The organism is Mesorhizobium sp. B2-4-3 (genome assembly GCF_006442815.1).
Classification (GTDB): domain Bacteria; phylum Pseudomonadota; class Alphaproteobacteria; order Rhizobiales; family Rhizobiaceae; genus Mesorhizobium.
Genome location: NZ_VFVL01000005.1, coordinates 130,676 through 144,404 on the forward strand (window position 1 = coordinate 130,676; position 13,729 = coordinate 144,404).

Genomic DNA, 13,729 nt, shown 5'->3' on the forward strand with positions numbered 1-13,729 from the left:
GCCGGGCTGTATGCCCGGCGCGAAATCGGGAGAAAGACAATGGTTGTAAGCGCCAACAGGCTTGAACTGCTGCAGATCGCCGATGCGGTCGCGCGTGAAAAGTCGATCGACAAGCAGATCGTCATCGCCGCCATGGCCGATGCGATCCAGAAGGCGGCGCGCTCTCGTTACGGCCAGGAGACCAACATCCGCGCCGACATCAACCCGAACACCGGCGAGATGAAGCTGCAGCGGCTGATGGAGGTGGTCGAGGCGGTCGAGGACTACGCCACGCAGATCGCGCTTTCCACGGCCCGCGAGCGCAATCCCGATGCCCAGGTCGGCGACTTCATCGCCGAGCAGCTGCCGCCGATGGATTTCGGCCGCATCGCCGCCCAGTCGGCCAAGCAGGTCATCGTGCAGAAGGTGCGCGAGGCCGAGCGCGATCGCCAGTATGACGAATACAAGGATCGCATCGGCGAGATCGTCAACGGCACCGTCAAGCGCGTCGAGTACGGCAACGTCATCGTCGATCTCGGCCGGGGCGAGGCGATCATCCGCCGCGACGAGCTGATCCCGCGCGAGAACTACAAATATGGCGACCGCGTGCGCGCCTATGTCTATGACGTGCGCCGCGAGCAGCGCGGGCCGCAGATCTTCCTGTCGCGCACGCATCCGCAGTTCATGGCCAAGCTCTTCACCATGGAAGTGCCGGAAATCTACGACGGCATCATCGAGATCAAGTCGGTCGCCCGCGATCCGGGCTCGCGCGCCAAGATCGCCGTCATCTCGCGCGACAGCTCGATCGATCCGGTCGGCGCCTGCGTCGGCATGCGCGGCAGCCGCGTCCAGGCGGTGGTCGGCGAGTTGCAGGGCGAGAAGATCGACATCATTCCGTGGTCGCCATCGGCCGCGTCCTTCATCGTCAACGCGCTGCAGCCGGCCGAGGTCGCCAAGGTGGTGCTCGACGAGGACGCCGAGCGCATCGAGGTGGTGGTGCCGGACGACCAATTGTCGCTGGCCATCGGCCGCCGCGGCCAGAATGTGCGCCTGGCCTCGCAGCTCACCGGCTGGGATATCGACATCCTGACCGAGCAGGAGGAGAGCGAGCGTCGCCAGAAGGAATTCGTCGAGCGTTCGGCCCTCTTCATGGAAGCCCTCGACGTCGACGAGATGGTCGGCCAGGTGCTTGCCTCGGAAGGCTTCACCAGCGTCGAGGAAGTGGCTTACGTCGATTCCGGCGAGATCGCCTCGATCGACGGCTTCGACGAGGATACCGCTTCGGAAATCCAGACCCGCGCCCGCGAATATCTGGAAAAGATCGAGGCCGAGCACGACGAGAAGCGCAAGGCGCTCGGCGTCAAGGACGAACTGCGCGAGATCCCCGGCGTGACCACCGCCATGATGGTGACGCTCGGCGAGGACGGCGTGAAGTCGATCGAGGACTTCGCCGGCTATGCCGCCGACGACCTGACCGGCTGGAAGGAACGCAAGGACGGCGAGACCAAGGTCTATCCTGGTGTGCTCGCCTCGCATGGCGTCTCGCGCGCCGAGGCTGAAGAGATGGTGCTGGCCGCACGCAAGAAGGCTGGCTGGATCACCGAAGACGAGCTTGTGGCCGAAGAAGCATCGGCTGACGAAGCCGTTGGTGCGTGAGGTGAAACCGCATCGCACACAACCCGCCCCAGGACGAGATGAACGATCGCACTTGCATCGTTACGCGCAGGCAGGCCGAAGCGGATGAACTGATCCGCTTCGTCGTCGGCCCGGATTCGGCCGTCGTCCCGGACATCAAGAGAAATCTGCCCGGCCGCGGTTGCTGGGTTACCGCCGACCGCCTACATATCGACAAGGCAGCGGCCAGGAAACTGTTTGCCCGTGCTTTCAAGGCGCAGGTGACCGTTCCGGCCGACCTCGGCGGCATGGTCGACGGTCTGCTCTCCAGATCCGCTCTGGGCATGCTCGGCCTTGCTCGCAAGGCCGGCGCCGTCGTTCTTGGCGCTGCCAAGGTCGAAGGCGCGGTGCGCGACGGGCAGGCGCTTCTGGTGCTGCATGCGACTGAGGCTTCGGACGATGGTGTCCGCAAGATCAGTCAGGCGCGGCGGGCGACCGTCCATCTCGGCGGTCCCGCCACCCTTGCCTACAAACTTTTCTCCGAGGCTGAGTTGAGCTTGGCATTGGGGGGTACAAATGTGATACATGCTGCCGTTCTCGCGCAGGACGCGGGACAGGCGGTTGAGAAGCGCGTTGTTGCGCTCGACCGATATCGGGGCGGTACCCCGAACGATCTGGCAATGCTTGCGGCCGTTGCTGACGAAGATGATGCCGCAGAGGATATGGAATGAACGATACGAAATCGGGCGACGATAAGACGTTGAGTGTTACGCCGAAGAAGACCTTGACGCTGAAGCGCCCCGGCCTCGAGCAGGGCACCGTGCGCCAGAATTTCTCGCATGGCCGCACCAAGTCGGTCGTGGTCGAGACCAAGAAGCGCAAATTCTCGCTGCCCGGTGACAAGCCGGAGCCGGTGGCTGCGTCCGTCTTCACGCCGAAGCCCGCCGCTGCCCCTGTTGCCGCCGCCCCTGTCGTGCAGGAAGCGCCGAAGGCGCCGCCTCCGCCGCCGGAGCGTTCCGGCATGGTCCTGAACGAACTCTCGCGCGGTGAGATGGAAGCGCGTCGCAAGGCGCTGGAAGGCTCCAAGGTCCGCGAGGCCGAGGATCGCCAGCGCGCTCAGGAAGATGCCAAGCGCCGCACCGAGGAAGAAGAACGCCGCAAGCGCGAACGTGACGAATCCGCGCGCCGTCAGGCCGAGGAGGAGGCACGCCTCCAGACTGAGGCCGAGGCCCGCCGGCGCGCCGAGGAAGAGGCTCGTCGCCGCGCGCCGCTGGCGGCGGATGTCGCCACGGTTGACGACGAGGAGGAGGCTAAGCCGAGACGTACCGGTGCCGGTGCGAGTGCGCCGCCGCGCCGTCTTGCGACGCCGGAAGTGGCACGGCCGGCCAAGCCGACAAAGAGCGAGGAAGATCGCCGCCGTGGCAAGCTGACGCTGAACTCGGCGCTGTCGGATGACGACGCGCGCGCCCGCTCGCTGTCGTCGATGCGTCGCCGTCAGGAAAAATTCAAACGCGCGCTTCACAATGAACCGCGCGAGAAAGTCATGCGCGAAGTGATCCTGCCCGAAACCATCACCATCCAGGAACTGGCGCAGCGTATGTCCGAGCGCGCCGTGGACGTGGTCAAGTTCTTCATGAAGCAGGGCCAGATCCTCAAGCCGGGCGACGTCATCGACGCCGACACGGCCGAGTTGGTCGCCTCCGAATTCGGCCACACGGTCCGCCGCGTCGCCGAGTCCGACATCGAGGAAGGCCTGTTCAACATCGCCGACCGCCCGGAAGACCTTGTGTCGCGTCCGCCGGTCGTGACCATCATGGGCCATGTCGACCACGGCAAGACCTCGCTGCTCGACGCCATCCGCAACGCCAATGTCGTCTCCGGCGAGGCCGGCGGCATCACCCAGCATATCGGTGCCTACCAGATCGAGAAGAACGGTCAGAAGATCACCTTCATCGACACGCCCGGCCACGCGGCCTTTACGGCCATGCGCGCCCGAGGCGCGCAGGTCACCGACATCGCCGTGCTGGTGGTGGCGGCCGACGACAGCGTGATGCCGCAGACGATCGAATCGATCAGTCATGCCAAGGCGGCCGGCGTGCCGATCATCGTGGCCATCAACAAGATCGACAAGCATGACGCCGACCCGCAGAAGGTGCGGACCGAATTGCTGCGCCACGAAGTGTTCGTGGAATCGATGGGCGGCGAGGTGCTGGACGTCGAGGTTTCGGCCACCAAGGGCACCAATCTCGACAAGCTCTTGGAAGCGATCCTGCTGCAGTCCGAAGTCCTCGACCTCAAGGCCAACCCCGACCGCACCGCCGAAGGCGCGGTCATCGAGGCGCAGCTGGACAAGGGACGCGGTCCGGTCGCCACCGTGCTGGTGCAGACCGGCACGCTGATGCCGGGCGACATCATCGTCGCCGGCAACGAGTGGGGCCGTGTGCGCGCGCTCGTCAACGATCGCGGCGAGCATGTGCCGGAAGCGCCGCCGGCAATGCCGGTCGAGGTGCTTGGCCTCCAGGGCACGCCGCAGGCGGGCGACCGCTTCGCCGTCGTCAACAACGAGGCGCGCGCCCGTGAGATCACCGAATACCGCCAGCGCCTGGCGCGCGACAAGGCGGTGGCCAAGCATGCCGGCCAGCGCGGCTCGCTCGAGCAGATGATGTCGCAGCTGCAGACGAGCGGATTGAAGGAATTCCCGCTGGTCATCAAGGGCGACGTGCAGGGTTCGATCGAGGCGATCAATGCCGCCCTTGAAAAGCTCGGCAATGACGAGGTACGCGCGCGCATCGTCCATGCCGGCGCCGGCGGCATCACCGAAAGCGACGTCTCGCTCGCCGAGACGTCCGGAGCGGCGATCATCGGCTTCAATGTCCGCGCCAATGCGCAGGCGCGTGCGGCCGCGGCCGCGGCCGGCATCGAGATCCGCTATTACTCGATCATCTACAACCTCGTCGATGACGTGAAGGCGGCGCTTTCCGGCATGCTTTCGCCGGAGCGGCGCGAGACCTTCATCGGCAATGCCGAGATCCTCGAGATCTTCGACATCTCCAAGATCGGCAAGATCGCCGGCTGCCGTGTCACCGAAGGCAAGGTCGAGCGTGGCGCGGGTGTTCGCCTGATCCGCGACAACGTCGTGATCCACGAAGGCACGCTGAAGACGCTGAAGCGCTTCAAGGACGAGGTTTCGGAAGTGCCGGGCGGCCAGGAGTGCGGCATGGCCTTCCAGAACTACGAGGACATGCGTGTCGGCGACGTCATCGAGTGCTTCCGCATCGAGATGGTAACCAGAACGCTCTAGTTCAGGTATACTTGCCGAATAATAACGGGTGGCGGCCGAAAGGCTGCCGCCCAGACCCCTTATGCATGTTGAGACATGTGGCGCGGTCCCATCCCGCGCTTCACGATTTCAGGACCAGAGAAAAATGCCCCGTTCGACACCGTCAGGCCCCTCCCAGCGCATGCTGCGCGTCGGCGAGCAGGTGCGCCATGCCCTTTCCGAGACCTTGCAGCGCGGCGAGATCATCGATCCGGTGATCGAGAACAGCGTCGTCTCGGTGTCCGAGGTGCGCATGTCGCCCGACCTCAAGATCGCCACCGCCTTCGTCTCGCTCCTCGGCGCGGGCGATGCCGGCGCCGTGATCGAGGCGCTCAACAAGCACGCGAAGTTCATCCGCGGCCGTGTTTCCGGCGCGCTCAGGCAGATGAAGTACATGCCGGAGTTTCGCTTCCGGCTTGATACCTCCTTCGACAATTTCGCGAAGATCAATGAGTTGCTGAAATCGCCCGAAGTCGCGCGCGATCTCGGTGACGGCAAGAACAACGATAAGGACGAGGAATAGGTGGCGCGTCGCGGCAAGAAGAAGGGGCGGCCGGTCTCCGGCTGGGTGGTGCTGGACAAGCCGGTCGGCATGGGTTCGACCGAAGCGGTTTCCAAGATCAAATGGCTGTTCCAGGCCGAGAAGGCCGGCCATGCCGGCACGCTTGATCCGCTCGCCTCCGGCATGCTGCCGATCGCGCTCGGCGAGGCCACCAAGACCGTGCCTTACGTGCAGGACGGCGCCAAGGTCTATCGCTTTACCGTCGCTTGGGGGCAGGAGCGCTCGACCGACGACCTCGAAGGCCCGGCGACCAACAGTTCCGACCGTCGACCGGACGAGGCGGAGGTGAGGGCGCTGCTGCCGAAATACACCGGCGTCATCATGCAGACACCGCCGCAATTCTCGGCCATCAAGATCGCCGGCGAGCGCGCCTATGACCTTGCCCGTGAAGGCGAGACGGTCGAGATACCAGCGCGCGAGATCGAGATCGGCCGCCTCGACATCGTCGAGCATGATGCCGACAAGACTGTTTTCGAGGTCGAATGCGGCAAGGGCACCTATGTGCGCTCGCTGGCCCGCGACATGGGTCGCGACCTCGGCTGCTTCGGCCACATCGCCGAATTGCGCCGCGTCGAGGTCGAGCCGTTCACGCCGGATGATTTCGTCACGGTCGCCGAGCTGGAAGCGGCCCGCTTTGGCGAAAAGAATGACGACAAATCGGACGAAATAGACGCCCCGATCGATTTCAGCGCCATCGATGCGCTGCTTGTCGAAACGGCGGTGGCGCTCGATTGCCTGCCGCAGGTCGCGGTCAGCGACGATGCGGCGACGAAGATCCGCCTCGGCAATCCCGTCATCATTCGCGGCCGCGACGCACCGGTCGAGGCCGAGGAGGCCTGCGCCACAGCGCGCGGCAAGCTCGTCGCTATCGGCGCCATCGAGCAGGGCATGTTCAAGCCCAAGCGGGTCTTTGTCGGGTGAATCCGGTCTAAGCGCATGTCGCCCAAAAGTGCGCAGCGGTTTTGGGAGAACGACATGCATCGACACGAAGACTTAAAGCGCGTCGACTGAATCCGTCTCAGCGCGACGCGCTTTAAGTGTTTGTTATTTACGCAATTCCGGACAGAAAACCGCTGCGCACTTTTCCTGGAATTGCTCTAATCTAATGCATGTCGCGCAAAAGTGTGCAGCGGTTTTGCGATAACGACATGCATGAAAACAAAGGCCTAAGCGCGTCGCCTGAATCCGCTTCAGCGCGACGCGCTTAGGCCCAATGCTGAGTCCCGAGGATATCTCATGGCCAAGGCTGATGCAGGCAAGAAGCGGGCATCGCTGAAAACCCGCCGGCCACCGGTCGGGGCGTCGCCCGGCACGCTTATCGCCGATCCGGCGGCGCGACGCAGCGAGCTTCGGCTGACGCTGATCTCGCCCGAGAAATACAAAACCATCGACAATGCCTCGATCGACGATCTCAACGCCCATTGCGAGAAATGGCCCGTCGTCTGGCTGGATTGCACCGGACTTGCCAACATCCCGCTGATCGAGGAGATCGGCCGCATCTTCAACCTGCATCCGCTGGCGCTTGAGGATGTCGTCAACACCGGCCAGCGGCCCAAGGTGGATTTCTTCGAGGACCACGCCTTCGTCGTCATGCGCATGATCGACGATGTCACCTCGCATCGCTACGAGCAGATCGCGCTCTTCTTCGGCGGCAATTTCGTCGTCACCTTCCAGGAGCGCGAAGGCGATCCGTTCGATCCGGTGCGCAAGCGCATTGCGGGCGCGATGCCCAACCGCCTGCGCTCGCGCGGCGCCGATTATCTTGCCTACGCGCTGATCGATGCCATCGTCGACAGCTATTTCCCGCCGATCGAGGCGGCAAGCGAAGCGGTCGACGGCATCGAGGACGAGATGCTGAACAAACCGCACAAGCACCAGATGCGGCAGCTGCACGAATTGCGGCGCGACGCCAACGTGCTCAAAGGCGTGCTGTGGCCGATGCGCGACGCGCTGGCGACGCTGATCCGCAACGACGTGGCCTTCGTGAAGGCCGAAACCAAGATCTTCTTCAACGACACGCTCGACCATTCGCTGCGCCTGATCGAGCTGGTCGAGAACCAGCGCGACATGCTCACCGGCCTGATCGAGATGCATGTCTCGCTGACCCAGGCCCGCACCAACGATGTCATTTCCTATCTGACGATCGTCTCGGTGATCTTCATGCCGCTGACCTTCCTGGTCGGCGTCTGGGGGATGAATTTCGATCCGGAAAGCTCACCCTGGAACATGCCGGAGCTGAAATCCTATTACGGTTATCCGGCGGCAATTTTGTTCATGGCGGTTGTCGCTGCCGGGCTGATCCTCTTCTTCAAAGGGAAGAAGTGGCTATAGCCGCTGAACCCTTTGTTTTCACGGCAAGACCTGCGACAAGCCGGCTTGACATTTGGGCTGGTGTTTTTTCCGGAATTGCACTATATGCGCCGCAGCTTCGCGCCCTGACGCGTCGCTTGCACTGGCCCCTGCTGGACGACATCCCGGCTGTGGGCGTCCCGTTTCCTCCAACAGATAAGGAAAAGCACGATGTCGATTACTGCCGACCGCAAGAAGGAATTGATGACCGAATTCGCAACCGCCAAGGGCGACACCGGATCTCCGGAAGTCCAGGTTGCCATTCTTTCCGAGCGCATCAAGAACCTGACCGAGCACTTCAAGGACCACAAGAAGGATAACCATTCCCGCCGTGGCCTGCTTGCTCTGGTCTCCCAGCGCCGCAGCCTGCTTGACTACCTCAAGCGCAAGGATGACGGGCGCTATCAGACGCTGATCGACAAGCTCGGTCTTCGTCGCTGACGAATTGACCGGCGGGCTCTCCTCGGAGGGCCCGCCGGTCACGCATTGGCGCATCGGTCGATCCGGTGCGATAATGCCGGAGCGCGACGCGCTCTTGAATTCGCATTCGCGCAGGGCGCGTTCCGGAAACAGCGGTTTCCGGCGTCATGCGCAAGCCGGCCGATCGGTCGGCCAAATACGGTTCCGGACGCGCAGAGGGCCATTCGGAACCGCCCCATGGACGGTCATGGGGCAGGATTGCAGGATGCTCGCTCGGCTTATGAGCCGGACCTACGAGCCTCCCGTTGTCTTGCCCGTGGCTGCCCGAAGGAAGCCAGGAAAGGGAGAACCCGTGACCGTTAGGACGGCGCGGCCCTTTCCGCATATGAAGGACAAGACATGTTCAATCAACACAAAGTGGAAATCGAATGGGGCGGCCGTCCGCTCATCCTGGAAACCGGCAAGATCGCGCGCCAGGCTGACGGCGCGGTGCTCGCCACCTATGGCGAGACCGTCGTTCTCGCTACCGTCGTTTCGATGAAGGAGCCGAAGCCCGGCCTCGATTTTTTCCCGCTTACCGTCAACTACCAGGAAAAGACCTACGCCGCCGGCAAGATCCCGGGCGGCTACTTCAAGCGTGAGGGCCGTCCGAGCGAGAAGGAAACGCTGGTTTCCCGCCTGATCGACCGTCCGATCCGTCCGCTTTTCGCCGACGGCTACAAGAACGACACCCAGATCGTCGTCACCGTCGTCCAGCATGATCTCGAGAACGATCCGGACATCCTGTCGATCGTCGCCACCTCCGCTGCGCTCACACTTTCCGGCGTGCCCTTCATGGGCCCGATCGGCGGCGCCCGCGTCGGTTACATCAACGGCGAATATGTGCTCAACCCGCATATCGACGAAATGCAGGAATCCAAGCTCGACCTCGTCGTTGCCGGCACCGGCGACGCTGTGCTTATGGTCGAATCCGAGGCCAAGGAACTCTCCGAGGACCTGATGCTCGGCGCCGTCGTGTTCGGCCACAAGGGCTTCCAGCCTGTGATCGACGCGATCATCAAGCTGGCCGAGGTCGCCGCCAAGGAGCCGCGCGACTTCACCGCGCCGGATCATTCCGCGCTTGAAGCCGAGATGCTGAAGATCGTCGGCGACGAGCTTCGCGAGGCCTACAAGATCACCGACAAGCAGAAGCGCTATGCCGCCGTCGACGCCGTCAAGGCGAAGGTCAAGGCCGCGTTTGCGCCGGCCGAAGGCGAAGAGGCCAAACACACCTCCGAGCAGATCGGCTCGGTGTTCAAGGAACTCCAGGCCAAGGTCGTGCGCTGGAACATCCTCGACACCGGCTCGCGCATTGATGGCCGCGACCTGAAGACGGTCCGCAAGATCGTCTCCGAAGTCGGCGTCCTGGCGCGCACCCATGGTTCGGCGCTGTTCACGCGCGGCGAGACCCAGGCGCTGGTCGTTGCCACGCTCGGCACCGGCGAGGACGAGCAGTATGTCGATTCGCTGACAGGCATGTACAAGGAGAAGTTCCTCCTTCACTACAACTTCCCGCCCTATTCCGTCGGCGAGACCGGCCGCATGGGTTCGCCGGGTCGCCGCGAGATCGGCCACGGCAAGCTCGCCTGGCGCGCCATCCGCCCGATGCTGCCGAGCGCGGACCAGTTCCCCTACACGCTGCGCGTCGTTTCGGAGATCACCGAGTCCAACGGCTCGTCCTCGATGGCGACCGTGTGCGGCACCTCGCTGGCGCTGATGGATGCCGGCGTGCCGCTGGCAAAGCCGGTCGCCGGCATCGCCATGGGCCTGATCAAGGAAGGCGAGCGCTTCGCGGTGCTCTCCGACATCCTCGGCGACGAGGACCACCTCGGCGACATGGACTTCAAGGTCGCCGGCACCGCCAATGGCGTCACCTCGCTGCAGATGGACATCAAGATCGATGGCATCACCGAGGAGATCATGGGCATCGCTCTGGCCCAGGCCAAGGATGGCCGCCTGCATATCCTCGGCGAGATGGCGCATGCGCTGTCCGGCGCCCGCGCCGAGCTCGGCGAATTCGCGCCGCGCATCGAGGTCATGCATATCCCGACCGACAAGATCCGCGACGTCATCGGCTCCGGCGGCAAGGTGATCCGCGAGATCGTCGAGAAGACCGGCGCCAAGATCAACATCGAGGACGACGGCACGGTCAAGATCGCTTCGGCGAACGCCAAGGAGATCGAGGCGGCGAAGAAGTGGATCCACACCATCGTCGCCGAGCCGGAAGTCGGCGAGGTCTACGAAGGCACCGTCGTCAAGACGGCCGACTTCGGCGCGTTCGTCAACTTCTTCGGCCCCCGAGACGGTCTCGTCCACATCTCGCAGCTCGCCAATGAGCGCGTCGCCAAGACCTCAGACGTCGTCAAGGAAGGCGACAAGGTCTGGGTCAAGCTGATGGGCTTCGACGAGCGCGGCAAGGTCCGCCTGTCGATGAAGGTCGTCGATCAGACGACCGGCAAGGAAATCGTCCAGGACAAGAAGAAGTCGGACGGCGAGGAAGACGCCGCCTGATCGGTTTATGCATGTCGCCCAAAAGTGCGCAGCGGTTTTGGGATAACGACATGCATCAAACGAAAAGCTACGGATAATCCAAGACGGGCGCGCCGCGAGGTCGCGCCCGTTTTGTTTCGGGGCTATTCCAGGAAAAGCGGGAACCGGTTTTCCGCCCGGAATTGTGTCGGACAAAGGGTCCTACGGAGCAGGTGAATGGCCGCGGAGCCGCTGAAGACGCTGTTCTACCCGTTCGAGGCCGAGGCGCTGCCTCTGCCGCGAAAGGATGCCAGCGTCCTTTTTCTCGGCGCCGAGCCCGGCTTCCGCTTGCCCGCCGGCTTCGATGCGGCGCTGCATCTCGTGCAAGGCTTTCGGCCACATTTTCGAACCCTGCAGGCGTCCGGCTACGCGGTCACGCCGCGCGCCGAGGGCACCGGCTTCGACCAGGCGTTGGTGCTTGCGGGCCGTCATCGTGGCCAGAACGAGCAGCGCGTCGCCGACGCCATCGAACGCACCGTGCCGGGCGGATTGATCGCGGTCGCGGGTGGCAAGGAGGATGGCATCGACAGCCTGCGCAAGCGGATCAACGCGCTGGCGTCGCTGGAAGGCCATCTGCCGAAGCACCACGGCGTCGCCTTCTGGTTCAGGCGAACCGGTACGGAGGCCGCCGCGACGCTGCGCGCCGGCAACCCCGATCTTGTCGTCGACGGCGGCTTCAAGACCACGCCTGGCATGTTCTCTTTCGACCGTGTCGATGCGGGATCGAAATTGCTGGCCGCGCACCTGCCAGGCGATCTCAAGGGCAATCTCGCCGACTTCTGCGCCGGCTGGGGCTATTTGGCGGCCGAGGTCATGCAGGGCTCGCAGGGCCTCACGTCCATTGATCTCTATGAAGCCGATTTCGAAGCCCTGGAAGCGGCCAGGTTGAACGTCCATGGCGCCATCGAGCCTCGCTTCTTCTGGATCGATCTGCTCACCGAGGCGGTCGAACGGCGCTACGACGCGATCGTCATGAACCCACCCTTCCACAGCGGCCGCGCCGCCCAGCCTGACATCGGCGCCGGCATGATCCGCGCCGCATCGAAGGCGCTGAAGCCGGGCGGCCGCTTGTTCATGGTCGCCAACCGCCAGCTTCCTTACGAACAGGTGCTGTCGACGGCCTTTGCCAGCCACACCGAGATTGCGCGCGACGGGATGTTCAAGGTGTTTTCGGCGCGCCGCTGAAGCAATTCCAGGAAAAGTGTGAAGCGGTTTTCCGTCCGGAATTGCGTCGTCGGGAAAAAGCAGTTTCAAAAAAGTGTGAAGCGTTTTCCGTCTGGAATCGCGCCAGGAAAAGAGCGACGTGCTCTATTGCACGCTGACGATGCGGGCGGGTTCGTGCGTGCCGAAGGCGGGCCGTGCTTCGCCGAGCTCGACCTTGAGCGGCGCCGGCCGGCCGAACAGATAGCCCTGCACGACCTCGCAGCCGGCCGCTCGGAGCAGGGTGGCCTGGTTCTCGGTCTCCACGCCTTCGGCGATGATGCCGACGCCCAGCGCCCGCGACAGCCCGACAATGGTCGAAACGATCGCGCCGGAGCTGGAGTCGGTGTCGATGCGGCTGACGAAGGAACGGTCGATCTTCAGCTTGCCGAAGGAGAAATCGATCAGGTAGCTCAAGTTGGAATAGCCGGTGCCGAAATCGTCGACCGCCACCGAGATGCCCATCTCGGCAAGCTGCTCCAGGATCGCCGCGGCGCGGTCGCGGTCCTGCATCATCGCCGTCTCGGTGACCTCCAGCTCCAGCCGCGACGGCTTGATGCCGGTCGATTCCATCACTTCCTGCACGATGCCGACGAAATCCCTGGTCATGAACTGGACCGGCGAGATGTTGACGGCGACGAAGCAGTCCTCCGGCAGGTAGCGGGCGTCGCTGCAGGCCTTGCGCAGCACCCACTCGCCGATCGGATTGATCATGCCGGTTTCCTCGGCGATCGGAATGAATTCCATCGGCGGGATCATGCCGCGCTCCGGATGCTTCCAGCGGATCAGCGCCTCATAGCCGACGATGCGGCCGCTCGGCAGGTTGAGCTGCGGCTGATAGTGAAGGCTGAAGTCGCCGCGGTCGAAGGCGGTCTTCAACTCCGACTCGATCCACTGCCGGTAGTCGGCCACGCGGCCCATGTCGGCGTGGAAGACGGACCAGTTGCCGACGCCGCTGGCGCGCGCATTCTGCAGCGCCAGGTTCGAGCGGCGCAGGATGAGCACTGGGTCGACGCCGTCCTTCGGCATCGCCACGATGCCGACTGACAGGCTGACCGACTGCAGATGGCTCTGCAGCTGATAGGGCTCCATCATCTCGTTGATGAGCTTCTCGATGAGACGCTCGATCGAACCCCTGATGTCGCGATCCGGCAGCAGCACGCCGAATTCGCCGGCGCCGATGCGCCCGATCACCGCGTTCTTCGGCATGTTGTCCTTCAGCCTGCCGGTGAAGGCGCGGATCAGTTCGTCGCCCTGGCTGTAGCCGATGGCGTCGTTGATCTGCTTGAAGCGGTCGATATCGATGTCGATGAGGAACACCGGCTCGCCGGTTCGGATCGTCCCGGAGGCGGCCTCGGCTATCTTGCCAACCATGGCCTGGCGCGACAAAAGGCCGGTCAGCTTGTCGAAATGGGTTTCCTTGAAGACATAGGCCGCCGATTCATCGACGCCGGCAAAGAACGAGAGTGCTGCTCCGCCAGCGGCAAGGGCGCAGAGAGCGGAAATGACAGCCGCCATCGTTTCGGCCGGCATGCCGGCCATGCCGTCGCCGAAGCCGAACCGCAGCCCCCATAGTCCAAGGATGAAACTGCCCATGCCCGAGCTGGCGATGGTGATCAGCCGGAACAGCGGAGTCCGTTTCGGATTGCTGACTGCAGGCATGCATGGCCCCTAGATTAGGGGGCCTTATAGCGGATATCTCCTTAAAATGAGTTTCC

Annotated in this window: 10 protein-coding genes; 9 read left to right on the forward strand and 1 reads right to left on the reverse strand. The window is 63.7% G+C overall.

The features are described 5' to 3' along the window. Positions 1-39: 39 nt before the first annotated feature. From nusA to FJ956_RS07760, 9 genes are all read left to right on the forward strand, one after another. On the forward strand, positions 40-1,635 hold the full coding sequence (nusA, locus tag FJ956_RS07720; RefSeq protein ID WP_140673206.1) for a transcription termination factor NusA: 1,596 nt from the start codon (positions 40-42) through the stop codon (positions 1,633-1,635). A gap of 38 nt (positions 1,636-1,673) precedes the next feature. Beyond that, positions 1,674-2,324, forward strand: coding sequence for an RNA-binding protein (locus FJ956_RS07725; RefSeq protein WP_140673208.1), 651 nt, complete (start codon positions 1,674-1,676; stop codon positions 2,322-2,324). Next, the gene (infB, locus tag FJ956_RS07730) at positions 2,321-4,894 is read left to right on the forward strand and encodes a translation initiation factor IF-2 (RefSeq protein WP_140673210.1); all 2,574 of its coding nucleotides are present in this window, start codon (positions 2,321-2,323) and stop codon (positions 4,892-4,894) included. Before FJ956_RS07725 ends, infB begins: the two co-directional genes overlap by 4 nt. Before the next feature lie 124 nt (positions 4,895-5,018). Then, positions 5,019-5,435: a 30S ribosome-binding factor RbfA gene (rbfA, locus tag FJ956_RS07735; protein ID WP_140673212.1), complete on the forward strand. Its 417-nt coding sequence runs from the start codon at positions 5,019-5,021 to the stop codon at positions 5,433-5,435. Beyond that, the gene (gene truB, locus FJ956_RS07740; protein WP_140673214.1) at positions 5,436-6,395 is read left to right on the forward strand and encodes a tRNA pseudouridine(55) synthase TruB; all 960 of its coding nucleotides are present in this window, start codon (positions 5,436-5,438) and stop codon (positions 6,393-6,395) included. A gap of 315 nt (positions 6,396-6,710) precedes the next feature. Then, the gene (gene corA, locus FJ956_RS07745; RefSeq protein WP_140673216.1) at positions 6,711-7,805 is read left to right on the forward strand and encodes a magnesium/cobalt transporter CorA; all 1,095 of its coding nucleotides are present in this window, start codon (positions 6,711-6,713) and stop codon (positions 7,803-7,805) included. Between the two features lie 147 nt (positions 7,806-7,952). Further along, positions 7,953-8,264 carry a 30S ribosomal protein S15 gene (gene rpsO / locus FJ956_RS07750; RefSeq protein ID WP_280950871.1) on the forward strand — a complete coding sequence of 104 codons (312 nt, stop codon included), beginning with the start codon at positions 7,953-7,955 and terminating at the stop codon, positions 8,262-8,264. Between the two features lie 378 nt (positions 8,265-8,642). Beyond that, positions 8,643-10,793 (forward strand): polyribonucleotide nucleotidyltransferase, encoded by a 2,151-nt coding sequence (pnp, locus tag FJ956_RS07755; RefSeq protein ID WP_140673218.1) that lies wholly within the window; start codon positions 8,643-8,645, stop codon positions 10,791-10,793. 195 nt (positions 10,794-10,988) lie between these two features. Next, positions 10,989-11,996: a class I SAM-dependent methyltransferase gene (locus FJ956_RS07760; RefSeq protein ID WP_140673220.1), complete on the forward strand. Its 1,008-nt coding sequence runs from the start codon at positions 10,989-10,991 to the stop codon at positions 11,994-11,996. A 123-nt stretch (positions 11,997-12,119) separates the two neighbouring features. Here FJ956_RS07760 and FJ956_RS07765 read toward each other — a convergent pair whose 3' ends face one another. Further along, a complete protein-coding gene (locus FJ956_RS07765; RefSeq protein ID WP_140673222.1) occupies positions 12,120-13,673 on the reverse strand; it encodes a bifunctional diguanylate cyclase/phosphodiesterase in 1,554 nt (517 codons plus the stop codon). Between the last annotated feature and the right edge of the window lie 56 nt (positions 13,674-13,729).

Excerpts from the sequence above, each read along its gene's own strand:
- nusA (WP_140673206.1), top strand. The coding sequence starts at position 40 with ATGGTTGTAAGCGCCAACAGGCTTGAACTGCTGCAGATCGCCGATGCG.
- FJ956_RS07725 (WP_140673208.1), top strand. The coding sequence starts at position 1,674 with ATGAACGATCGCACTTGCATCGTTACGCGCAGGCAGGCCGAAGCGGAT.
- infB (WP_140673210.1), top strand. The coding sequence starts at position 2,321 with ATGAACGATACGAAATCGGGCGACGATAAGACGTTGAGTGTTACGCCG.
- rbfA (WP_140673212.1), top strand. The coding sequence starts at position 5,019 with ATGCCCCGTTCGACACCGTCAGGCCCCTCCCAGCGCATGCTGCGCGTC.
- corA (WP_140673216.1), top strand. The coding sequence starts at position 6,711 with ATGGCCAAGGCTGATGCAGGCAAGAAGCGGGCATCGCTGAAAACCCGC.
- pnp (WP_140673218.1), top strand. The coding sequence starts at position 8,643 with ATGTTCAATCAACACAAAGTGGAAATCGAATGGGGCGGCCGTCCGCTC.
- FJ956_RS07760 (WP_140673220.1), top strand. The coding sequence starts at position 10,989 with ATGGCCGCGGAGCCGCTGAAGACGCTGTTCTACCCGTTCGAGGCCGAG.
- FJ956_RS07765 (WP_140673222.1), bottom strand. The coding sequence starts at position 13,673 with ATGCCTGCAGTCAGCAATCCGAAACGGACTCCGCTGTTCCGGCTGATC.